General features: G+C 49.9%; 17 protein-coding genes. 11 read left to right on the top strand and 6 right to left on the bottom strand.

Annotation, left to right across the window (positions count from 1 at the left end):
• From DET62_RS09430 to DET62_RS09415, 4 genes are all read left to right on the top strand, one after another.
• The gene (locus DET62_RS09430; RefSeq protein ID WP_110013707.1) at positions 1-633 is read left to right on the top strand and encodes a DUF998 domain-containing protein; all 633 of its coding nucleotides are present in this window, start codon (positions 1-3) and stop codon (positions 631-633) included.
• Positions 626-2,890: a heavy metal translocating P-type ATPase gene (locus tag DET62_RS09425; RefSeq protein ID WP_110013706.1), complete on the top strand. Its 2,265-nt coding sequence runs from the start codon at positions 626-628 to the stop codon at positions 2,888-2,890. The genes DET62_RS09430 and DET62_RS09425 overlap by 8 nt, the downstream gene beginning before the upstream one ends.
• 6 nt (positions 2,891-2,896) lie before the next feature.
• Complete coding sequence (murI, locus tag DET62_RS09420; protein ID WP_110013705.1) at positions 2,897-3,643, top strand: glutamate racemase; 747 nt, start codon at positions 2,897-2,899, stop codon at positions 3,641-3,643.
• Positions 3,644-3,799: 156 nt separating this feature from the next.
• Positions 3,800-5,488 carry an NAD-dependent malic enzyme gene (locus DET62_RS09415; protein ID WP_110013704.1) on the top strand — a complete coding sequence of 563 codons (1,689 nt, stop codon included), beginning with the start codon at positions 3,800-3,802 and terminating at the stop codon, positions 5,486-5,488.
• Here DET62_RS09415 and DET62_RS09410 read toward each other — a convergent pair.
• Entirely contained in the window at positions 5,485-6,636 is a 1,152-nt protein-coding gene (locus DET62_RS09410; protein WP_110013703.1) for a PLP-dependent aspartate aminotransferase family protein, read from the bottom strand. The genes DET62_RS09415 and DET62_RS09410 overlap by 4 nt on opposite strands.
• Before the next feature lie 85 nt (positions 6,637-6,721).
• On the opposite strand from DET62_RS09410, the gene azu reads away from it, so the two are divergent.
• The 3 genes from azu (at position 6,722) to DET62_RS09395 (ending at position 11,409) form a co-directional block, all read left to right on the top strand.
• Complete coding sequence (gene azu / locus DET62_RS09405; RefSeq protein WP_110013702.1) at positions 6,722-7,171, top strand: azurin; 450 nt, start codon at positions 6,722-6,724, stop codon at positions 7,169-7,171.
• Between the two features lie 87 nt (positions 7,172-7,258).
• The gene (locus tag DET62_RS09400; protein ID WP_110013784.1) at positions 7,259-8,302 is read left to right on the top strand and encodes an efflux RND transporter periplasmic adaptor subunit; all 1,044 of its coding nucleotides are present in this window, start codon (positions 7,259-7,261) and stop codon (positions 8,300-8,302) included.
• The gene (locus DET62_RS09395) at positions 8,302-11,409 is read left to right on the top strand and encodes an efflux RND transporter permease subunit (RefSeq protein ID WP_110013701.1); all 3,108 of its coding nucleotides are present in this window, start codon (positions 8,302-8,304) and stop codon (positions 11,407-11,409) included. Before DET62_RS09400 ends, DET62_RS09395 begins: the two co-directional genes overlap by 1 nt.
• A gap of 193 nt (positions 11,410-11,602) precedes the next feature.
• Here DET62_RS09395 and DET62_RS09390 read toward each other — a convergent pair whose 3' ends face one another.
• Together DET62_RS09390 and DET62_RS09385 are read right to left on the bottom strand one after the other, a co-directional pair.
• The gene (locus DET62_RS09390) at positions 11,603-12,058 is read right to left on the bottom strand and encodes a TerB family tellurite resistance protein (RefSeq protein WP_110013700.1); all 456 of its coding nucleotides are present in this window, start codon (positions 12,056-12,058) and stop codon (positions 11,603-11,605) included.
• Positions 12,059-12,066: 8 nt separating this feature from the next.
• Positions 12,067-13,434, bottom strand: a complete 1,368-nt coding sequence (locus tag DET62_RS09385; RefSeq protein WP_110013699.1) for a GAF domain-containing sensor histidine kinase — start codon at positions 13,432-13,434, stop codon at positions 12,067-12,069.
• A 150-nt stretch (positions 13,435-13,584) separates the two neighbouring features.
• Here DET62_RS09385 and DET62_RS09380 point away from each other — a divergent pair, with 150 nt between their 5' ends.
• A complete protein-coding gene (locus DET62_RS09380) occupies positions 13,585-16,761 on the top strand; it encodes an amidohydrolase family protein (protein ID WP_110013698.1) in 3,177 nt (1,058 codons plus the stop codon).
• 12 nt (positions 16,762-16,773) lie between these two features.
• Here the strand turns inward: DET62_RS09380 and DET62_RS09375 are convergent, their stop codons facing one another.
• Entirely contained in the window at positions 16,774-17,709 is a 936-nt protein-coding gene (locus tag DET62_RS09375; protein ID WP_110013697.1) for a LysR family transcriptional regulator, read from the bottom strand.
• A gap of 170 nt (positions 17,710-17,879) precedes the next feature.
• Here DET62_RS09375 and DET62_RS09370 point away from each other — a divergent pair, with 170 nt between their 5' ends.
• The 3 genes from DET62_RS09370 to aceK are packed head-to-tail and all read left to right on the top strand — an operon-like array spanning position 17,880 to position 21,083.
• On the top strand, positions 17,880-18,170 hold the full coding sequence (locus DET62_RS09370; RefSeq protein ID WP_110013696.1) for a helix-turn-helix transcriptional regulator: 291 nt from the start codon (positions 17,880-17,882) through the stop codon (positions 18,168-18,170).
• On the top strand, positions 18,160-19,371 hold the full coding sequence (locus DET62_RS09365; RefSeq protein WP_110013695.1) for a type II toxin-antitoxin system HipA family toxin: 1,212 nt from the start codon (positions 18,160-18,162) through the stop codon (positions 19,369-19,371). Before DET62_RS09370 ends, DET62_RS09365 begins: the two co-directional genes overlap by 11 nt.
• A 17-nt stretch (positions 19,372-19,388) precedes the next feature.
• A complete protein-coding gene (gene aceK, locus DET62_RS09360; protein ID WP_110013694.1) occupies positions 19,389-21,083 on the top strand; it encodes a bifunctional isocitrate dehydrogenase kinase/phosphatase in 1,695 nt (564 codons plus the stop codon).
• On the opposite strand, the gene aceA is transcribed toward aceK, so the two are convergent.
• Both aceA and aceB read right to left on the bottom strand, forming a co-directional pair.
• Positions 21,067-22,404, bottom strand: coding sequence for an isocitrate lyase (gene aceA, locus DET62_RS09355; RefSeq protein ID WP_110013693.1), 1,338 nt, complete (start codon positions 22,402-22,404; stop codon positions 21,067-21,069). The two genes, aceK and aceA, sit on opposite strands and share 17 nt — an antisense overlap.
• A gap of 44 nt (positions 22,405-22,448) precedes the next feature.
• Entirely contained in the window at positions 22,449-24,032 is a 1,584-nt protein-coding gene (gene aceB, locus DET62_RS09350) for a malate synthase A (RefSeq protein WP_110013692.1), read from the bottom strand.
• Positions 24,033-24,337: the final 305 nt, after the last annotated feature.

Here is a 24,337-nt window from a genome sequence, read left to right as displayed (position 1 = left end):
ATGGAAAACGCACCAACGAAAAGCTCTCCCGTTATGCCACAACTCATTATTTTGACCTTATTCTGGATTGGTCTGCAGTTGGTGGCTACTTGGGTAAAAGACGATTTTTCTCATGTAAGCCAGTACATCAGCGAAATTAACGCAACCGGCAGTGTGGCAGCGGGAGCTTTTGGCTGGGTAGGGTTTATTCCGCTGGCGATGGTTTCCTTCGGTGTGTTATTAACTGCACGTCCGCATATACGGGTTAAAGGCATTAGCCATATTGGCTGGAGCCTTTTGTTTTTCTATCCGGTGGCTTACCTTGGTGCGGCACTGGCGCCTTGCGATTTAGGTTGCCCGACGGATGGCTCCAGCTCACAGGCACTGCACAATGTTATTAGTATGGTCAGCTATTTCGGTTTTGCGCTGGGTACGCTTTTACTCACCTTTACGCCAAAAACTACCTGGCCGGTGCGCTGTGCTTTTGTGCTTTTGTCGGTGATTATCGCGTTAGGCTTCGTGTTAATGATTAACCCTGAACTGGGCGAAGTACGCGGCGCAATACAGCGTTATATTGGTGTGGCGCAACTGGTGGTGTTCTGGCTGCTGTTGTGGCTTAAGCCGGCAGAGGCTGACGGAGGCAGTAATGAGTAATTCGGTTCGGTTAAGTGTCGAAGGCATGAACTGCGGCTCCTGTGCCAGTCGGATTGATAAAGCCCTGAACGGTCTGGAAGGAGTTGAACAGGCTTCGGTTAATCTGGCGTCGGACAGTGCTGAAGTGACTTATTCAGATAGTCTTGCTGTCGATGATTTGATTAAGGCAGTGAAGAGCGCAGGCTACGATGCCCATGAAGTTGTGGACCGCGACAAGCAAATGCGAGAACAGCGTGAGCATCAGGCGCAGGAAATGCGTTCGCTGAAACATCAGCTCTGGCTTTCCATTTTGTTGACGTTACCGGTGTTTATTCTGGCGATGGGCAACCATATGGTGCCGGTGTTTTCCGAGTGGGTGCATAATTCACTGGGCTTACAAACCAGCTGGTGGATACAGTTAGTACTTACTACTCTGGTTCTCGCGGTTCCCGGAGCACGTTTTTACCAATTAGGGGTTCCCGCACTATTCCGCGGTGCTCCCGATATGAACTCGCTGGTGGCACTGGGCGCAACAGCCGCCTGGGGCTACTCAATTGTGGCTACGGCGATGCCGTCGTGGCTGCCGAGTGAGTCAGTGAACGTTTACTTTGAGGCTTCGGCCGTTATTGTCACGCTGATTCTGGCCGGACGCTTTATGGAAGCCCGGGCTAAGAGCCATACCTCCGACGCCATTCAACGACTGATGAGCCTGCAGAGCAAAACCGCACGTGTGGTACGCAATGGCGAGGTCACTGAAGTGGGTATTGATGAGCTGGGGAAAGGCGATGAAATTGAGGTGCGTCCCGGTGAGCGTATTGCGCTGGACGGTGAGGTTTTATCCGGCGATAGCTACGTGAACGAAGCCATGATAACCGGCGAAGCGGAACCTGTGCATAAGCAGAAAGAAGACAAAGTGGTTGGTGGTACGCTGAATGAAAAAGGTACGCTGCGCTTTAAAGTGACGGCGACCGGCGAAGGCACAGTGTTGGCGCAGATCATCCGTATGGTGGAGCAGGCGCAGGGCAGCAAACTGCCGATTCAGGATACCGTTAACCGCATTACTTTATGGTTTGTGCCTGCGGTCATGCTCGTGGCGCTGCTGACCTTTGTGGTGTGGTATTTTGCGGCCAGTGAGTCAGCACTTACATTTGCTCTGGTAAACGCGGTGGCTGTGTTAATTATTGCCTGCCCATGCGCTATGGGGCTGGCAACACCAACGTCGATTATGGTGGGAACCGGTCGCGGAGCCGAAATGGGCGTGCTGTTCCGTCAGGGCAGTGCATTGCAGGCGCTGCAGCAGTCAAAAGGCGTGATTTTTGATAAAACCGGCACTTTAACTGAAGGCAAGCCAACCATTACTGAGTGGCTTACGGTAGGGGCTTTTGATGAAAAAGAGGTACTAACACTGGCGGCCTCAGTGGAAGCGAAATCCGAACATCCTACCGCCGAAGCGCTGGTGAACCATGCCAAAGAGCAGAACATCAAAGTCAGCGAGCCGGACAGTTTTGAAGCCATTTCCGGCTTAGGTGTTACCGGTAAAGTAGCGAGCAAAACACTTTATATTGGTACCCGCGAGCTGATGCAGGACAATGACATAGCTCTGGATAACGAACCCGATGATGCGAAAGCGTGGTCACAAAGTGGCCGCACCCCCATTTATGTGGCGGTTGATGGCAAACTGGCAGCGGTATTTACGCAGGACGACCCGATAAAACCCAGCGCCAAAGAATTGATCAAGCGCCTGCATGCCGACGGATTGAAAACCGCCATGGTAACCGGCGACGCCGAGTCCACCGCAAAGCGCATAGCCAAAGAGCTGGGCATTGACGAGGTGGTGGCTAACGTAAAACCTGAGGGTAAGGTCGAAGCGGTTAAGCGCCTGAAAGAAGCATGGGGTCAGGTGATATTTGTCGGCGACGGTATTAACGACGCACCGGCACTGGCCTCTGCGGATGTGGGCTTTGCTATTGGTACCGGTACAGACGTGGCGATTGAATCTGCCGATGTTGTATTAATGTCCGACAACCTGACCGTGGTGCAACAGGCGTTTGCGTTGTCGGGAGCGACCATGCGCAATATTCGCCAGAATTTATTTTGGGCGTTTGCGTATAATACCGCGTTAATTCCGGTTGCGGCCGGTGTGTTGTATCCGTTTTTTGGTATTTTACTGTCACCTATGCTGGCAGCCGGTGCTATGGCGCTCTCCAGCGTGTTTGTCATAACCAACGCGTTGCGCCTTAAAACCGTTAATCTGGAAACATCAGTTGGAAAGGAATAAGCAGACATGAAAGTCGGGGTTTTTGATAGCGGTGTGGGGGGCTTAACCGTAGCTCGGTCACTGCAACAAAGTGGCTGTTTCAGTGAACTGTTGTATTACGGAGACACCGCCCGGGTGCCTTATGGTAGCAAGGACAGCAATACTGTTACGCGTTATGCGCTGGAAGCTGTGGAGTTTTTTAACGGTGCCGATGTGGACTGTCTGGTGGTGGCCTGTAACACCGTAAGTGTGACCGCACTTGAGCAGATGCAGAAGTTCTCCAATAAGCCGGTGTATGGCGTACTTGAGCCGGGGGTTATGGCACTGCAACAACTGCAGGGCATTGATACCAGTGCCCGGGTGTTGGTTATTGCCACACGCTCGACCATTAATTCCGGAGCCTACCAACAGCAGATTCAGGCTCTGGGCTACAATCAGATAGATGCCATGCCCACGCCGTTGTTTGTGCCTATTGTCGAAGAAGAGTTATACGACGGGCCTATCTTGCAGGAAACCTTTAAGCATTATTTCGGCAAGATTGAAACGCCCGATGTGGTATTGCTGGGTTGTACCCATTTTCCGTTAATAGCCGAGAGCATTTCAGCTTACTTTAACGGCGCTAAAACCATCCATTCCGGCGAAGCCATGCTGGCCTGGCTAAAACAACATCTGGACCTAAGCGCCCAGTTTGAAACGACACCACTGCACATTATAGCCACCGAAAATGTCGACGCCGTCAAACGTACCGCCACTCGCTGGGGCCTGAAGCTGTAACCTGGATCCTACGTAGCCTGACATTTATGTCAGGTGAGATGCCCGTGTTTTCCTCAATATCTCACCTGATGTAAACATCAGGCTACCCCAATAGCAACCGGTGTGGCGTTGATGTTATGATATTCGTATTACTTTGGCTTTCAGGAGTTTGTACTTATGCCGCAGACGCAGCGTCCGCTTTATATTCCGTATTCTGGCCCTAATTTGTTGGAAACCCCTTTATTGAACAAGGGTAGTGCGTTCAGCAAGGAAGAGCGCGCCGCGTTTAACCTGACGGGTTTGTTGCCGCCACGCTATGAGAGCATTGAAGAGCAGGCCGAACGGGCTTATATGCAGTACAAAAGCTTTGAAACGCCGCTGAACAAGCACATTTATCTGCGTGCTATTCAGGATAACAACGAAACCTTGTTCTATCGCCTGCTAACCAACCATCTTGAAGAGATGATGCCGATTATCTACACCCCGACGGTGGGTGATGCCTGTGAGAAGTTTTCTGATATTTACCGCAGTTCCCGGGGCTTGTTTATTTCGTATTCTGAGCGCGACCAGCTGGATGATATTTTGCGCAACGCCACTAAACAAAAAGTGAAAGTGATTGTGGTGACCGATGGTGAACGGATTCTGGGGTTAGGTGACCAGGGCATTGGCGGTATGGGTATTCCCATTGGTAAGTTATCGTTGTACACCGCCTGTGGCGGTATTAGCCCGGCCTATACCTTGCCGGTTATGCTGGATGTTGGCACCAATAACGAAAAACTCTTGAAAGACCCAATGTACATGGGCGCCCGCCACAAACGTATTGAGCAGGACGAATACGACGAGTTTCTCGATAAATTCATTAAGGCGGTGACAAAACGCTGGCCGGGTGTGATGCTGCAGTTCGAGGATTTTGCTCAACCTAATGCGATGCCACTGCTACGCCGCTATCGTGACGAAGTCTGTTGCTTTAATGATGATATTCAGGGCACAGCGTCGGTTACGGTAGGTACTTTGCTGGCCGCGTGCCGTCAAAAAGGTAAAAAGCTGAGCGAACAGAAAGTGGTGTTTGTGGGGGCTGGCTCTGCCGGTTGTGGTATTGCCGAGCAAGTGATGATTCAGATGACAGCCGAAGGTTTAACGGAAGAGCAGGCGAAGAAGCAGATCTTTATGGTGGATCGCTTTGGTCTGGTCATGGACACCATGGATGGTCTGCGTGATTTCCAAATGGCGTTAGCACAAAACGGAAAAGACTTAGCTGACTGGGAGTACAGTGGCGATTATCCGTCACTGCTGGATGTGATGCATTGCGCTGAACCGGATATTTTAATTGGTGTGTCGGGCAAGGCGGGGCTGTTCACCGAGCAGGTTATTTCGACTATGGCCAAAAATGTTGAACAGCCTATTATATTTCCATTGAGTAACCCGTCTAAACACGTGGAAGCGCACCCTGCGGATGTCCTGAAGTGGAGCGAAGGCCGGGCCATTGTGGCAACCGGAAGTCCTTTTGGTGAAGTTGAATATGACGGCCGGATTTACCCAATAGCCCAATGCAACAACAGTTACATTTTCCCGGGCATTGGTCTGGGTGTGTTATCGGTTAAGTCGCAACGGGTAAGTGATGAAATGCTGCGGGTAGCCAGTAAGACGTTGGCCGCGGCGTCGCCCAGTGCGAACGGTAAAGGCGAAGCCTTGTTGCCAGCTTTTAACGATTTAACTCAGTTAAGCAAAGACATCGCCTTTGCGGTGGGTAAAGTGGCTCAACAGGAAGGTTTAGCGCTGGAAATTGATGACGACACGCTGCGTGAGCGCATCGACAACAATTTCTGGAAGCCGGAATACCGTTTTTACAAGCGCGTGAGCATTTAAGCGTGCGCTAAGTCGATGGCCTGTTGTAAATCGCTCAACAGGTCATCGGCGTTTTCAATGCCTACCGACAAACGCAGTAAATCCAGCGGCACCGGCGTATCCGGCCCTTCAATACTGGCGCGATGTTCAATCAGACTCTCTACGCCACCTAATGACGTAGCGCGGTGCCAGAGCTGAGTTTTAGCCGCCACCGCAATCGCTGCTCTCTCGCCACCCGCTAAACGAATAGATAGCATACCACCGAAACCGCCTTGCATTTGCTTAACGGCTATTTCATGGCCTGCAAAGCTTTTCAGGCCGGGATACAATACTTCAATAACCTGCGGGTGCTGCTCTAGTTGCTCTGCAATATATAACGCACTTTGACAACTTTCCCGTACTCTTAAAAATAACGTGCGCATGCCGCGCAGCAACTGTGCTGCGTCCTGTGGCCCCGGTACGGCTCCGGATTGGGCTCGTATAGCCACTAAGCGCTTCCAGAAGTCATTATCTTCCCGGGCTGCCAGTGCACCGGAAATCACGTCCGAGTGACCATTAAGGTATTTGGTGGCGGAGTGCATAACAATATCAGCGCCAAGATCCAGAGGCTTAGTCAACAAAGGGGTCGCGACGGTGGAATCAACCGCAAGCAAAGCGCCGCAATTGTGTGCGATATCAGCTACGGCGCCGATGTCAGTAATTGTCCATAAAGGGTTACCCGGTGTTTCCAGCCAAATGAGAGTGGGGGCTTTTTCATTCACAGCACGCCGTAATTCGTCCAAATTAGCGGTATCAACAAAGCGAACCTCCAGTCCGTTATCAACACCGAAAGTTTGCAGCCATTTACGCAAAGCCCAGTACATGACTTTGGGGGCAATAACTGAGTTGCCGGGCTTTAATGCCTGAAAAACCGCCGTGGCAGCGGCCATGCCCGAAGCGAACAAGCGTGCATCAACGGCATTCTCCAGCTCTGCCAGGAGCTTTTCTGCGGGCCGGTAAGTAGGATTGTCAGCCCTTGAGTACACCCGACCGCTACGATATTGATTGTCGTCATCACGCAGATAAGTCGTTGATGTGTATACTGGAGGGATAATTACTCCATTTTCATTGTCAGAGTGACTACCACCCTGAGCAAGGAGTGATTGCGGCGAAAAAGGACGTTTCGTCATATAAATTCTCGTTAAAGTAATCTCAACGCGAGATATCACGTATATAAGAAAGGAATCATTTCATACTAACCGAAGAGGTATTGCAATGCGTTACATAATTTCCGCACTACTAGGCTCTATGTTGTTTGTCGCAAACGCCGCGCAGGCGAACGAATGTGAGCTCAAGATAGATAGCAATGACAACATGAGATTTGATACAAAAGAGATGTCCGTGCCAGCTAGCTGTGACGAAGTAACAGTAACCCTGCATCATACAGGTAAACTGGATAAAAAAGTGATGGGCCATAACTGGGTACTGAGTGAAGCTGGCGATATGCAGTCTGTTGTACAAGAAGGTATGTCAGCAGGTATGGACAATAACTATGTGCCAGATTCTGATGCCGTAATTGCTGCAACTGACGTTGTTGGCGGTGGTGAAGAAACGTCGGTGACGTTTTCTACCGAAGGTATGAGTGCAGACACTGATTATAAATTCTTCTGCACCTTCCCTGGTCACTCAGCGATTATGCAAGGTACCTTTGCGATTAAAGAGTAACTTTTGCAACATTGCTTAACCGCAAATTGACTAGTAATAACTGCAGCCTCCGTGGCTGCAGTTTTTTTGGAGCTCCATTTGACTGCTATGAAGTTTTTACTCATTACCTTAGTGTTTTTGTTGTCGCTGCAAAGTGAAAGGAGTCAGGCGCAACAATTTGGTTCACGCGAAGCCTTGGTGATAGCGCAACACGTTAGTTTTGAGCGTGAACGTAATCGGGTAGAAGCCGTTGGTACGGCAGAAGCTGTGCGCTCCATTACCATTTATCCCGCCGTTGGTGACCGGGTGGTCGCAGTCAATTTTAAGCCCGGTGACAAAGTAGAGAAAGACGAACTATTGGTCGAACTGGATGCCCGCCGTCAGCAGGTAGCAGTAGAGCAGGCACAAATTAATTTGCGTGACGCAGAACGCACGGTTGAGCGTTTACGCGCGAGTCGCGAACAGGGGGCTGTGCCTCAGTCTGAGTTAGACAACGCTATCTTATTAAGAGATTTAGCCCGGGTTGAACTGGATAACGCAAAAATTGAACTGGAAGACCGTTTTATCCGTGCACCCTTCTCAGGCATTATTGGTATCACAGACGTTGAAGTGGGCGATCGTATTGATCAACAAACGGCTATCGCAACTTTAGATGACCGTTCAACCTTATTAATTGATTTTCGTATTCCGGAAGCCGCGGTTTCGTTGTTGCAGGACGGGGCCGAATTGAAGGTGGAACCCTGGCGTTATTCCGGTACGCCGGTAACCGCAGAAATAACCGAACTGGATTCCCGCATTAATGCTACCAGCCGAATGTACCGAGCGCGCGCAAAAATTAATAATGACAGTGATGAGTTTTTGCCGGGTACCAGTTTCAGAACGGCGATAGAACTTGCCGGTCAGGAGTTCGCCTCAATACCCGAAGCGGCTTTGTCCTGGGGGGTTAATAATCCTTTTGTCTGGGTTATCGAAGACGACAAGGCACACCGAATTGACGTGCAAATAGAACAACGTCTGGCTGGCCGGGTGTTAGTTTCAGGTGATATTCAGCGCGATGATTTACTGATAGTTGAAGGGGTACAAAGTTTGCGTGAGGGTCAGCCTGTTACTTTTGATCGGGCAACGCTCGATACGCAAGAGGCCGTTGAATAATGTCAGATAAGCAAATGAATAACCCGCAGGATGCCAACGACTTACCTTCGGTCTCCATTCGTCGTCCGGTACTGATTGTTGTTCTTAATGTGCTTATTGCCATAGCGGGTCTGGCAGCGCTCATGGGCGTTGAAGTGCGCGAACTGCCTGACGTCGACCGGCCGGTAGTCGGGGTTAGCGCGAATCTTCCCGGCGGTGCGCCGGAAACCGTTGATGCCGAAGTGACCAGTATTCTGGAAGGTGCGGCTGCGCGCGTCTCGGGTGTGGAATCTATTCAGTCTTCGAGTGAAGAAAACAGCGCGCGTATTTCTATCGAATTCCGTCCCGGAGTCGATTTAGACGTGGTTGCGGCTGAGGTTCGTGAAGCGGTTAACCAGGTGCGCCGGGAATTACCCGATGATGTTGAACAAATTAACGTGCAGAAGGCGGACAGCGACGCGCGCTCTGTTCTGGATATTGCGGTTAGCAGCGATACCCTGACTCAGGAACAGCTTACGCGCCGCCTGGAAACCGATTTATCGCCGGCGTTTCTGGCTATAAATGGTGTTGCCGATGTTCGCCTGAACGGTGACCGCGAGCGGGTACTACGGGTGGATCTCGATCCTCTTAAACTAGTGAGTTTTGGTTTATCTGTCACTGACGTAGCCGATGCGTTGCGGCTGGCGCCTTTTGACGTACCGGCCGGAAGCTTACGTTCAACCGATCAGCGGCTGATCATCAGAGCCGACGCAACCGCCATTACCGAAGAGCAAGTTGAGAATATTATTGTCCGCGACGACACGCGTATTGGTGATGTCGCCCAGGCCTACTTTGCGCCTGCCGACGCTAACAGCTTTGTTCGTCTTGACGGTAAACCCGTTGTTGGTTTGGGGGTGATACGCCAGGCCGGTTCCAATACCATTGAAATTTCTGATCAGGCGTTAGCCGTGCTAGAGCGCTTGCGTGACCGTTTTCCTGATATGGAAATGAACATTATTAATGACGACGCGCAGTTCATTCGTAAATCGGTAGCGGAAGTAGTGACCACCCTTGCTATTACTGTCGTGTTGGTTGTCGCAACTTTGTGGGTTTTTATTGGCTCCTTCCGGGCGACCATTATTCCTGCGTTCTCCATTCCGGTTGCCCTGTTCGGGGCTATTGCGGCTATTTGGCTGATGGGCTTTTCCATTAATATTCTGACTTTGCTGGCGCTGGTGCTGGCAACCGGGTTGATAGTGGATGATGCCATTGTTGTTACTGAGAATATTCAACGCCGCCGCAGCATGGGGCTTGGCAGCCGTGCCGCTGCAGTACTTGCTACGCGCGAGGTGTTTTTTGCCGTAGTGGCGACCACTGCTGTTTTGGTTGCCGTCTTTGTGCCTATCGCGTTTTTACCCTCAACGGCAGGGCGTTTATTCCGTGAATTTGGCGGTGTGCTTGCCGCGGCTGTGGTTATTTCATCTTTTGTCGCCTTATCTCTGGTACCGGCTTTCACCGCTCGGTTGCCTAAATCGGCCGGGCAGAAGAATCGTTTCGCAAAAATTGGTAATGGCTTTAAACGGTTTTATAAACGAACCCTGCACAAGGCGCTCGATTTTAGCTGGGTTGTGGTCGTGCTATCTTTGTTATCTGCTGGCGGTGGTGCACTGCTTTATAATGAAATTGACAGTGAGCTTATGCCCAACGAAGACCGCGGAGCGGTTCGGGTATTCTCGCGTGGACCCGACGGTGTTGGCCTTAAATTTATGGATCGTCAGGCTCGTAAGCTGGAAGAAGTACTGCTGGAATATAAAGAAAGCGGTGATATAGAGTCAATTTATACTGTTGTGGGTCAGTGGGATCCTAATTTGGTTTTCATTACGGCGAATTTGAAGCCCTGGGAAGAGCGGGATATTAGCCAGCAGGAAATCATCAATAACATCAGAGAACCGTTAAGTCAGGTTCCGGGTGCTCCGGGGCGCGCCTTTGGTGACAACAGCCTGAACTTAAGAGGTCAGGGCGGTGGTCTGGAAATGGCTATTACCGGCGAAAACTATGATGATATTTTTAAAGTTGCCCGAGAGTTTACGGCCTTAGTAAAAGAAAGAATGCCCGATTTGGGAGATCTTAATGTGTCGTACCAGCCCACTCAGCCGCAACTGCGGGTTAAAATTGACCGTCGCCGGGCTGCAGAACTCGGAGTTTCCTTAAACGATATCTCGTCTACGTTACGGGCGGCGATTAATGGTGATGATGTCGCCGACTTAAACGTGGGAGACCAGCAAATTCCGGTGATGCTGCGTACCCGAAACAACTTGATTCAGTCGCCACAGGACATGCAGAACCTTTATGTGTCGTCCAGTAGCGGAGACTTAGTCCCTATTTCCAGCGTTTCGGAAATTATTGAAGAAGGGGTGTCCGCGGAACTGGAACGTCAGGCGCAGCGACGGGCAATAGAAATTGACGCACAACTGCCCGATGGGTTGCCAATGTCACAAGCCGTGGAGCAGTTGCGTGCCATTGCCGAAGAAGTGCTGCCCGACAGTATGGGGCTGGTGTTTTTAGGTGAGGCGGCGACTTTCGAGGACACCTCACAGGAAATTGCCATGACTTATGTTCTGGCGTTCCTGATAGTGTTACTGGTACTGGCCGCTCAGTTTGAGTCACTAAACAGTGCGGTGGTTGTTATGCTGACCGTGCCTTTTGGTATAGCGGCAGCCATTTACGCCTTATTCCTGACCGGCACCTCCATGAACATTTATTCGCAAATAGGGTTGGTGATGCTGATTGGTCTGCTGGCGAAAAACTCGGTCTTGCTGGTTGAGTTCGCTGACCAGCTGCGTGATCGGGGGCTGGCGGTTCGTGAGGCGATAGAAGAGGCTTCGCTAATACGCTTACGGCCTATTATGATGACTCTGGTGTCCACTGTGCTGGGTGGCCTGCCACTTATTCTATCTTCTGGTGCGGGTGCCGAAGCGCGTAACTCAATTGGTTGGGTTGTGTTCGGTGGCTTAGGCCTGGCAACACTGTTTACGCTTTACCTGACACCGGTGCTTTATCTGTGGTTGGCACGCTTTACCAAGCCGCGTGCAGATGAGGCCGCTCGTCTGGAAACCGAAATGGAAGCGGCGAGAGAAAGCGGTCATTAGCTTTGAGTGATAATCCAGTGCTGGATATTCCAGCACTGGCGCATTTCATCAAGTTTTCCTGTTTTCTCAATATGAGTTAACGCTTTATTGAGTTACTCCAGGCGCTCCGTATCCTCACTTCTTCTGCAGGGCTTACCGCAGCGAAAGTAACGCTCAGCAGAGCCGATGCCGTTAACGTTGACGAAAGTCGCATTCAGGAATCCATGACCTTTAGTTTGGTTTTGATGTAATCAGCGTGGCTGATATAGAGTAAATCGGCCAGTTTACGCAACATGCTTTCCTCATAAGGGTCAAGTTCACCATCAGCGTAGGCAACGACCCATAAACTTTCCAATAATTCCACTCGCTTTTCGTAAACCAGTGCCTTTAGCTGAGCGGTAAATTCGTACAGTGAAGCGGCTTCTTTTACTGTTTTAACGGCTTTTTTTATAGCACTTTCGGCCTGTTCGCCTTTAATGTCATATTCGTGCTCAAGTTCGTATAGCAGATGCTGGCGTTCTTCGTCTGATAACTTACCGTCGGCAAGGCTGATTTCAGTCATTAATACCAGTGAAAGGAATGCATTGTCTGACATACCATCCGCCTTATTCAGGCTGGCCTGTTCGGCGGCAGTAGTGTTTTGAAAAAAGTTTTGCAGAGCTTTGAGCATACAACGTCCTATTTAGGTAAATTAGGTAAGAAAAAAGAAAATTCAGTGCCTTCGCCAGGCGTTGATTGGACAGAAATATCGCCTTTGAGTTTCCGTGTTACTAAATTATAAACAATAGATAAGCCCAGCCCGGAGCCGCCAGTCTGGCGAGATGTGGTAAAGAAAGGTTCAAAAATGTTTTTTATGGTTTCGCTGTCCATACCTTTGCCGTTGTCACGAAAAGAAAAACGGACACCGTTATTTTCCTCTGCGGTCAGGATGTCAATTCGATGATTTTCGTCAGCTTCGGCAAAGGCGTGGTCGTTGGTGTTACTGACCAGGTTAGTTACAATTTGTGCCAGCGCCCCCTGATACGTATTCAGAACAATATCTTCATTGCAATGAATAGTGATGGTGACTTTTTTCTTTTTCACCATAGGGTTCAGGCTTAACACCAGTGCGTGTAAGTAGTCGTTGAGCTGGCATTTCACCAGCTCAAAACTGGACTGATCGACTGCGGTTTTCTTAAAGTTCTGAATGAGTGTGGCAGCGCGTTCAAGGTTACTGCTCAGCAGTTGATAAGCTTCAAAGGTGTTGTCGATAAAGGTTTGTAACTGCTTACGTGAGATAGAGCCATTGACGAAACCCTGATTCAGTTTTTTCAGACGGTGTTCGCAATGGGTTACGGCGGTTACTGAAACGCCCAGAGGGGTATTCACTTCGTGAGCGACACCGGCCACCAGCTTACCTAAAGCCGCCATTTTCTCGGTTTCAATCAGCCTTTCCTGAGCCTGTTTAAAGTCATCCAGTGCTTTGGTCAGAGATTGAGTACGCTCTTCTACCATGCTTTCCAGCTGTTCATTTTGTTGAATCAGCAGGGCTTCAAACTTCTCACGTTCATCGGCACTGACTGCGCGACCATAAATATCCGCCAGCATACCGACAAAAGCAATTTCACTGGCGGTCCAGATGCGGTTTTTCCGGCGGCTTTCGCAGCACATAACACCAATCATTTCGCCTTTATGGCGTAAAGGAACATCAAGCAAACCGTAAACGCCCGTTTCCTGCAAATAACCATCATTTAATTCAGTGGTAGCCGGATGACTGCGGGCGTCGTTAGCAATAATGGTGCGTTCGGACTCTAATGCCTGAAAATAGGACGGTAACTGGCTTTTATAAAGTATCTGAACATCCGTACCTGGTGATTTTTCGTCAATAAGTTTGGCGGCGATCATACTTTGTTTATCGGGCTGTAACAGCCAGATGCTGACCCGGGTAATATCCAGCCCTTTTAGCGCTGAGTTTAAGATTAACTCAGACGCTTTCTCTAAGTCGCCGCCGTCAATGTCCGGTGACTTAGACACGTCGAGCAGGATACTTTCTAAGGCATCGTTCATATTCAATCCGGTTGTCTGAATATTTTCTCACTATAACTTACTGACTTATAAAGTCCATTAATCGACCTTTCCTCACCATTTAACGTTAGCGGCTGGACTTTTGGATCTTAACTCCTTACAAAGGTAAGACATTTTTAATGAGGCTATACCATGAAAAAAACAACACTAACCTTAGCTTTGGCGTCGCTGTTAAGCGTTGCACCGCTAGGCATGGCAGAAGAACAAACTCAGGGCTGGGATGTCAGCAACCCCGAAGGTGAATTCAAAAGTATTGATATCTCGGTCAATTCCGGCACCTGGATGAATATCGACGTAAGCCCGGATGGCAAGTACATTGTGTTTGATTTACTGGGCGATATTTATCGTATGCCTTTTGCCGGCGGCAAGGCTGAAAAGCTTATTGGTGGTATTGCCTGGCATATGCAGCCGGTGTATTCACCAAATGGCCGCTACATCGCTTTTACTTCGGATCAGGGCGGCGGCGACAACATTTGGGTGATGGACGCCGATGGCAGTAACGTCCGCGCGGTAACGGAAGAAACCTTCCGTTTATTAAACAGCCCGGCCTGGAGTCCTGACAGCGAGTTTCTGGTGGCGCGTAAGCATTTTACCGCCAGTCGTTCGTTAGGTGCCGGTGAAGTCTGGATGTACCATCGCAGCGGCGGCTCGGGTGTGCAGCTAACCGAACGCCCGAATGATCAAAAAGACTTAGGCGAGCCGGCGTTTTCTCCCGATGGTAAATACATCTATTTTTCGCAGGATGATACCCCCGGCAAGACCTTCCACTACAGCAAAGATTCACTGGAAGGTATTTACACCATTAAGCGGTTTGAGCGTGAAACTGGAGAGATTGAAACGCTGATAAGCGGTGCCGGTGGGGCTATTCGCCCAACACCGTCACCCGACGGACGTTACTTGGCTTACATTAAGCGTGAAGACTTTGACAGCGTGCTGTATGTGCTGGACCTGAAGACCGGCGAACACAAGCGGGTTTACGGGAAAATGGAACGCGACATGCAGGAAACCTGGGCCATTCATGGGGTTTACCCGACCATGGACTGGACTCCGGATTCGAAGCAATTAGTGTTTTGGGCTGGCGGACACATTCAGAAGCTGAATATTGATGACGGTAACGCGCGCATTATTCCGTTTAAAGTTGAAACCCAGAAGAAAGTCCAGCACGCGTTGCGCTTTAAGCAAAACGTTGAAGCGGACGAATTTGATGTGAAAATGTTGCGTATGGCACAAGTGTCGCCACAGGGTGACGCGGTTATTTATGAAGCTCTGGGGAGCCTGTATCAGCGCTCTCTGCCTAACGGTGAACCACAGCGCTTAACCAACAGCGAAGACTTTGAGCTGTACCCGCAATACTCGCGTGATGGAGAAAAAGTCGTGTTTGTCCGCTGGAATGACGAACAGCAGGCGCAGGTTATTGTTCGAGACTTAAACTCCGGCGCCGAGCAGGTACTGAATACCGGGCAGGGTAACTTTGTTGAACCCACGTTCTCCCCGGACGGTAAGCATGTGGTTTACCGCAAAATACGTGGGGGTTACTTAATTTCCGATAAGTTTGGTCTGGAAAACGGGGTGTACCGCGTTGCGGTGTCTGAAAATGCAGAACCTGAGCAAATAGCCGAAAGCGGACACTTGCCTCAGTTTGGTGCGCGTAACGACCGGGTTTATTTAATGACACCGGGCGCGAAGCCAACCCTGAGTGCGATTGATTTGCGCACACTGGAGCAACGCGAGCTGTATCAGTCGGAGTTAGCCACCGAATTTCGTGTGTCGCCTGACGGTAAACAACTGGCCTTTGCAGAACGCTTTAAGGTATTTGTGACGCCGTTAGTTGAGCGTGGCAGTGTTATCAATGTAGGGCCGGGTGACAATCAAATGCCGGTGCGTCAGCTGTCCGTTCGTGCCGGTGAGAACCTGTCCTGGACGGCAAACAGTGACCAGATTTACTGGACATTGGGGCCGGAGTTTTACCACACCTCGGTTGATGAAGCCTTCAATGCTGAAACCGACAGCGAAACCCTGAAAGTAGAGAATGGTCAGAATATTGGTTTTGAAACTGACGCTATGGTGCCGGATACCACCGTCGCCTTTGTGGGTGGTCAGGTCATTACCATGAACGGCGATACCGTTTACGAACAAGGTACTGTGGTGGTTCGCAATAATAAAATTGTGGCGGTGGGTGCGGAAGCCGATGTCAGTGTACCTTCCGGCGCGGAAGTTATTGATACCACGGGCAAAACAGTGATGCCGGGTTTGTTCGATGCGCACGCGCACGGCGGTCAGGGGCAGGCGGAAATTATTCCACAGCAAAACTGGGGGCAATACGCGAATTTGGCCTTTGGTGTAACCTCAATTCACGATCCGTCTAACGATACGACCGAGTTTTTTGCGGCTTCTGAGTTGCAAAAAGCCGGCAAAATTGCAGCACCACGACTGTTCTCAACCGGAACGATTTTATACGGTGCTAATGGACCGGGTTACACCTCGCATGTGGATAGTTTAGAAGATGCGAAGTTCCATTTGGAACGCCTGAAGAAAGTGGGCGCGTTTTCTGTGAAGAGTTATAACCAACCACGTCGTAACCAGCGTCAACAGGTAGTTGAAGCCGGACGTGAGCTGGAAATGCTGGTGGTGCCGGAAGGTGGCTCATTGCTGCAGCATAATCTGAGCATGATCATGGATGGCCACACCACGGTCGAGCATTCACTGCCGGTAGCTAATATCTATGATGATATTCGTCAGTTATGGCAGCAAAGTGATGTAGCTTATACACCAACCCTGGGTGTGGCTTATGGCGGTATCTGGGGCGAAAACTACTGGTACGCGGAAACCGATGTATGGAAGCATCCCAAGTTGACACAGTATGTTCCTATGGACTTTTTAGTGGGTAAGGCAATGCGCCGCGAAAAAGCGCCGCATAACCACTACAACCACTTTAATAATGCCGAAGTTGCCACAGAGCTGCAGGACTTAGGTGTCGAAGTCCTTGCTGGTGCTCATGGTCAGCGTGAAGGTTTGGCGCAGCACTGGGAAATCTGGATGATGGCGCAGGGTGGCATGGAGCCATTGGAAGCGCTGCGCACGGCAACCATTGATCCGGCCCGTGTTTTTGGTATGGACCATGCGTTAGGTTCACTGGAAGAGGGCAAACTGGCGGATATTATCGTGATTGACGGTAACCCGCTGGAGAACATCCGGGATACCGATAAAGTGACGCACACCATGGTTAATGGCGTTTTGTACGACGCCACCACCATGGATCGTCTGTTACCCGAGCCTCGTAAACGTAAGGCTTTCTTCTGGGAAGACTAAGTGTTTACGCAGCTAAGAGGCCGCTGCGGTTTCGGCTACCACTTGCCGGAACCAGCGGTGGCCTGCATCGTGTTGCAATAAGGGTGACCAGATCATGGTCAGGGTTAAGCCTGGTATATGAAAAGGCGGTTCTTTCATGACCAGTTGGCTGTCCTGCGAATACAGTTCTGCTGCGCGGGTTGGCAGGGTAGCCACCAGACCCTGGCGTGCCAGATACATGGCCACATGATAGTTACGGGTAAACACCTTAATTTTGCGGCGTTTATCCAGCTTGTCTAAAGCGTCGTCCACCCAGCCCAGCTTCTGTACGTCGTGTGGATCCATCCCTACACCCACACCAAAACCGGTTTTACTCACCCAGACGTGCTGCGCCTTTAAGTAATTGTCCAGTGTGTAGTCTTCCAGCAGCGGGTGATCTTTACGGATCAAACAGGAGAATTCATCACTCCACAGGTTTTTTTGATGAAAGGACTGTGGCAGCTGTTCAAAGCGGTTAATGGCTAAATCCACCTTGCCGTTCTCCACGTCGTGAAAGCTGATGTCGCTGGGGGTCATGATGTCCAGTGAGACATTGGGTGCCTGCTCATCGAGCTTTTCCAGCAGTTTTGGCATGAGCGTAGAGGCGGCATAGTCGGACGCCATAATACGAAACACCTGATCGCTGGTGGGGGCGTCAAACTCTCGCACCGGCTGAATCATTTCCTCAACCGAATACAACACACCACGCAAGGCTTCCTGCATGTCCAGCGCTCGTTGGGTGGGCACCATACCTTCACTGGTGCGCACTAAAATAGGGTCATTCAGTAGGTTGCGTAAACGCTTAAGGCCGTTGCTCATGGCAGGCTGGGTAATATTAAGCTGAGCTGCGGCACGGGTTACGTTCTTCTCCCGCAGCAGCACATCTAAGTAAACCAGCAGGTTCAGATCAATGTCTTTGATGGTGTTCATAACTATCCAGAATAAGTGGAATATAAAAAATCTATCGGGATTATAAATAGGGTGAATGTATAACGCCAGCCTTGTTTCGTTACTCTGGATTAAGAAAGAGACTTGCTTATTTCTTTTAATCCACCATAATTAATTTATTAAGCTTTAATAAATGATATTTGGTGGTTAAAGTGAATGGTGCAGATGGCTTTTTAAAAACGGTTGGTGATCTCATTAAGCGTCAGCGCTCATTAACAATGGATCAACAGGATTTTGCCAAGCGGCTGGGCTGCGGCGTTAATACGGTTTATCGCATGGAAAACGGGCATTCAGTTAACTCGCTGACATTATTTACCGCTCTAGAATTGCTGGGGTTGCTGGAGCATTTTACTCCAGTTCTGGATGATCAGTATGCAAGGGTGGCAAACGCGCCTCAGCGAAAACGCCGAAAAAACTCAGAGGATTTTTCTAATGACTTCTAAAGCCTATGTTTTTATCGAAGGATTAGAGAGTGAGCCTGTCATTTGTGGTGTTATTTGGTATGACCCGGAAAACAAAATTGGCCGTTTTCGCTACGGTCAGTCCTATTTAGCCCGAAAGGATGCTTTTGCGCTGGATCCTGTTCATTTGCCGTTAACGGACGAACTATTTGAGACGCGCGCTAACAAAGGGCTGTTTGGTGTTTTAACCGATGCCGGAGCTGATGCCTGGGGACGAAAGCTGATTACCCAGTTGCGCACAACCAAACCCGAAAATGAGTTGGAGTTTTTAATTGCCGGCGCATCTATGGGTGTGGGCGCTATTAGTTTTAGCCTTTCTCAATCCAAGTCAAAAGCTAAGGTATCCAGGAACACACTGAATGATATCGATCTGTTGCTGGCCGGGAAAAACGCAATTCTGAATTCAGAAAATGTCTCTGTTGAGGTGAAAAAGGCGTTTCAATACGGCGAGTCAATGGGTGGTGCCAGACCAAAAACTGTACTCCAGCATAACGAACAAGCTTATTTATTAAAATTTAACCGCCCCGACGACCTCTACAACGTTGCCAGAGTAGAAAGCGCAACAATGGCAATGCTAAATGACGTCGATGGAGTCAATGTTGCCAGCACCCGGCTGCTTACCGGTGAAGAAGACGTGCTGATGAGCGAACGGTTTGATCGTCGGGGTCTGGATGTCTCGCATCACTTTATTAGTGCAAACTCTTTGCTGACCGAGGGCAATGTCAGCGAAGCCATGCTAAAGACAACATACTCCTATGGTGCATTGGCTGAGTATTTGAGAAAGGTCAGTCAGCGCGCTGAAGACGCAACAGAACTCTATAAGCGCATGGTATTTAATGTGTTTATTGGTAACACAGACGACCACGGTAGAAATCATGCCTTACTCTGGGATTTAAATTTTGGCGGTTGGAAGCTTTCGCCAGCCTATGACGTACTGCCTATTAATAATGCTCGGCAACATGCTTTGGGTATTGGTGAATATGGGCGTGAAGGCAGTATTAATAATGTGTTGTCGCAATGCCGACGGTTTGGTGTTACTCCACATAAAGCAAAGAGCTTGGTTAAAAACATTCAGGAACTGGTGGCTGAATGGCCCGCTTATTTTAAAAACAATGGCGTAGCTGACGGCGACATTGAACGATTAAAAGCCGTTATTCCGGATACTTTCAGGTTAAACACCTGAATTCAGGAGATGTGACCATGACACTTAGCTCCGAGACCCTGGCAAAAAGTATTCTCGATGGCTTTCATAGCCACTATCGGCGTTTTCAGGCGTTGACCCATGGCGCGCGTAAGCGTTTCCTGCAGCGTGACTGGACGGCGGTTGTGTCGGCGGCTTCGGAGCGTATTCATTACTATGATCATCAGGTGGGTACAACGGCGAAAAAAGTTGAACGTCGTGTAGGAACTGATTTGGATGAAAGTTTGTGGCGGGCAACCCGGCAGCGTTATCAACACTTGCTTAAGTTTCACCCACAGGCGGAGCTGGCCGAAACCTTTTATAACTCGGTGTTTTGCCGGGTGTTCGACCGCGCCTACTTTAATAACGACTACATTTTTGTGGAAACCGTTTTGGCGAACCACATTCCGGTACCAGTGGAAAACGAATGTCACTCTTATTTTCCGGTAGTTGAGGGGTTGGAGGGAACACTGACACGGGTGTTTGAGGATATTGGTTTAGGTGGTGAATTTGAGAATTTTGAAAATGATATTGAACAGCTGCGCGATAAGTTCTTTGAGCGCGCAACAGAAACCGATATTGAAGCCCACAATCTGCGTATCGATGTTTTGAAATCACCGTTCTACCGCAACAAAGCCGCGTATATTGTCGGTCGGGTGGTTACAGAGAACAATCATTACCCTTTTATTGTACCGGTGCTGATTAATTCGCAGGGCAAGCTTTACGTGGATGCTTTTATTACCCGTTCTGATCGCATGGCGACGATTTTTGGTTTTGCGCGCTCGTATTTTATGGTGGAAACTGAGGCGCCTTCGGCACTGGTTCGGTTTTTGAAGGGACTAATGCCGCATAAAACCCTGGCCGAGCTGTATTCATCGGTCGGTTTTCATAAGCAGGGCAAAACCGAGTTCTACCGGGAGTTTTTGCATCATTTGCGTCGTACCGACGACCAGTTGGCAGCAGCTCCGGGGGTAAAAGGCATGGTCATGACAGTATTCACTCTGCCGTCTTTTCCTTATGTGTTTAAAGTCATTAAAGACAAGTTGGGTGGTACCAAGGAGTTTGGCAGGCAGACGGTTATTGACCGTTACCGTATGGTTAAGCGACACGACCGGGTCGGGCGTATGGCCGATACGCTGGAGTTTGTTGATGTGGCGTTGCCACTTAAGCGTATCTCTGCGGACTTATTAGAGGAATTTAAGCAAACCGTCGCGAACTCTATTTCGATAGAAGGCGACACTCTGGTAATTCACCAGTTGTTTGTTGAGCGCCGGATGACGCCACTGAATTTGTATTTAGAATACGCCAATAACGAAGAAGTGGATGCAGCCATGGATGACTATGGACGCGCATTAAAAGAGATGATGGCGGCGAATATCTTCCCCGGCGACATGCTGCTGAAAAACTTTGGTGTCACACGCCATAAACGCGTGGTGTTTTATGATTACGATGAAGTGCGGTACTTAACCGACATGAGTTTCCGTAAGCTGCCGGAAAACGACTGGGAAGTGTCGATGGCTCCGGATGACGTGTTCCCCGAGCAGATAGCGCAGTTCGCAGTGCCGCAGGCCAAATATCGTGACAGTTTGCTGAAACGCCATCCGGAACTGGTTGATCCTGCTTATTGGTGCGGTATACAAAAAAACATCCGCAAGGGTGAACTCACGGATGTCTTTCCTTATGCTGCCGACCTGCGTTTTACGCGGAAGTTTTAAACTGATCTTCCTCGGTTGAGCCTTTCAGTGCGGTAACTGAAGATAGCCCGCCCTGAATCACGTTGGTTAGCTCGTCAAAGTAACCGGTGCCGACTTCCTGTTGGTGCGCCACAAAGGTGTAGCCTTTGTCTGCGGCTTCAAATTCCTGCTGCTGCAGTTTAACGTAGGCCGACATGTCGTTGCGGGCATAGTCATGGGCCAATTCAAACATGTGGTACCACATATTGTGCACACCGGCTAAGGTAATAAACTGGAACTTGTAACCCATTGCGGCAAGCTCTCGCTGGAACTTAGCTATGGTGTCGTCGTCCAGGTTACGTTTCCAGTTAAACGACGGCGAACAGTTATAAGCCAGCAGCTTGCCAGGGTATTTGGCATGAACGGCTTCTGCAAACTGACGGGCTTCGTCTAAATCGGGCTTAGCGGTTTCACACCAGATAAGATCCGCAAACGGAGCATAAGCTAAGCCGCGTGAAATGGCTTGTTCAATGCCCGGCTTCACGCGATAGAACCCTTCGGCAGTGCGTTCACCGGTAATAAAAGGTTTGTCGTTCGGGTCAAAATCGGAGGTCAGCAAATCGGCGGCGTTGGCGTCAGTACGGGCTACGATGAGCGTTGGTGTACCGGCAACATCGGCAGCTAAACGTGCGGCGGAAAGCTTCTGTACGGCTTCCTGAGTTGGCACCAGCACTTTGCCACCCATGTGTCCGCATTTTTTCACGGATGCCAGTTGGTCTTCAAAATGCACACCAGCAGCACCGGACTGGATCATGCGCTTCATCAACTCGTACGCATTCAGCACGCCACCAAAACCCGCTTCAGCGTCGGCAACAATCGGTGCAAAGTAGTCAACGTAGTTGTCGTCTTCCGGCGTCACGCCTTTTGACCATTGAATCTGATCGGCACGGGCGAACGAGTTGTTAATGCGCTCAACTACCGTCGGTACCGAGTCCACCGGGTACAGGGACTGATCCGGATACATGCTGCAGGCTGAATTGTTGTCGGCAGCGACCTGCCAGCCGGAAAGGTAAATGGCCTGTAGGCCTGCTTTAACTTGCTGCACCGCCTGGCCACCGGTTAAAGCGCCCAGCGCGTTGACGTAGTCTTTGCCGAATTTTTCCTGCGCTTTGCCGTGAATGAGCTGCCACAGTTTATCGGCGCCGTTGCGGGCATAGGTGTATTCCGGTTGCACTGTACCGCGTAAGCGCACCACATCCTCCGCACTGTAGGGGCGTTCAACGCCTTTCCAGCGCGGGTCAGTGTCCCATTGCTTTTGCAAGTCTTTAACCTGTTGTGAGAAAGAAAGGTTTTTGGTTGTCATAAGTAAAGTCCTTGTTGTTCCGTTATCTGTTGCGAATTTTATGGTTATTTCAGTTGTTGGTAGCCGGGCAGGGTCAGAAAGTCGACCAGCTCGTCGGCGGTGGTAATTTCTTCTAAAAGCTGTAATGCCGGCTCAAAAGGTTCGTCGTTCCAGCGTTGTTCACCCACTTCGTTTTTCACCACGTCTGCTTCTTCCTGCAGGTATTGCCGGAACAGCGCTTTAGTGACCGGGGTGTTGTCGGAAAGCGTTTTGCCGTGGCGGATCCACTGCCAGATAGAGGTACGCGAGATTTCAGCCGTGGCGGCGTCTTCCATCAGGCCGTAGATGGGAACGCAGCCTTTACCGTTCAGCCAGGAGGCTATGTATTGCAGTGACACCCGAATGTTGGTGCGCATGCCTGCTTCAGTGCGCTTGCCTTCGCATGGCTGCAATAACAACGCCTGATCAATGCCGGTATCGTTTTCACGCAGTACGTGAAGCTGGTTATCGCCTTCAATTCCGTCGACAAAAATTTCCCGGACGGTATCAGCAAGTCCCGGATGAGCAATCCAGGTACCGTCGTGCCCGTTATCACGCTCCAGGGTTTTGTCGGCGTGGACTTTAGCGAGGATCTTCTCATTTTCGGTTGGATCTTTGCTGGGAATAAAGGCCGCCATGCCGCCCATAGCCAGAGCGCCGCGCTGATGGCAAGTTTTGACCAGCAGACGAGAGTAGGCGTTAAGAAATGGCTTATCCATGCTGACCACCTGGCGGTCGGGCAATACGCGTTCAGGGTGTTCCTTCAGGGTTTTGATGTAACTGAAAATATAATCCCAGCGGCCGCAATTAAGCGCTGCAATGTGGTCCTTCATGGCGTGCAGTATTTCGTGCATTTGAAAAACCGCGGGCAGGGTTTCAATGAGTATGGTGGCTCGAATGGTACTGGTTTTTAAGCTGAACTTTTTCTCGGTGAAATGAAAAACATCGGCCCACCATTTGGCTTCGTCGCTGTGCTCCAGTTTGGGCAGGTAGTAATAAACGCCGGAGCCCTGCTGCAGGCGTTGCTGGTAATTCAGTAAAAAGTACAGCGCAAAGTCCATTAACGCGCCTGGAATTGCCTGACCATTACGCTGCACATGCTTTTCCGGTAAGTGCAGGCCGCGAACTCGTGCAATGAGCAGTGCAGGATCAGAGCCAACTTCATAGTGTTTGCCACTGTCGGGGTCGGTGTAGGTCATGCCGCCAATGTTGGCGTCACGCAGGTTAATTTGACCGTTAACCATGCCTTCCCAGGTAGGTGATTGCGAATCTTCAAAGTCGGCCATGTAACAGTCGACATTGGCATTCAGAGCGTTGATGACCATTTTGCGGTCGACCGGTCCGGTAATTTCTAAACGTCGCTTTTTCAAATCAGCCGGCAGCTCCGCAATGCGCCAGTTTCCTTCACGGATGTCTTTGGTGCCCTGATCAAAGTTTGGTAACTGCCCCTGATCATATTGAGCCTGGCGCTGCTGACGTTTTTTCAGAAGCGATTCAAGCCGGGGTTGAAAGGTATCGACAAGTTCGGCCAGAAACGTCTGGTTCTCATCGCTAAACAGCGTTTTGGCCTGATCATCTAGCGGTTGACTAAAATCAAACAAGTTGTTCATTTTTAAATCCGTTGTTATAGGTTTGTTAACACGGATTTAGATTAGACGCTGGTCACACCATTAGTCTAATTTATGCTGTTGATTGGCAGTATTCATTAAGGATATTATGGTGGGCTGACGTTTACGTCAAATCAGATATTGAACCTGACATAAATGTCAGGCTACGTAGCCCTGTAGCCTGATGTTCACATCAGGTGAGATATTGGACCTGACATAAATGTCAGGCTACGTAGCCCTGTAGCCTGATGTTCACATCAGGTGAGATATTGGACCTGACATAAATGTCAGGCTACATAAGCCCTGTA

It is taken from the genome of Idiomarina sp. H2 (assembly GCF_004364275.1).
Taxonomy (GTDB): domain Bacteria; phylum Pseudomonadota; class Gammaproteobacteria; order Enterobacterales; family Alteromonadaceae; genus Idiomarina; species Idiomarina loihiensis.
The sequence above is the reverse complement of the archived record's forward strand: the minus strand, read 5'-3'. Positions and strand labels throughout refer to the sequence as shown.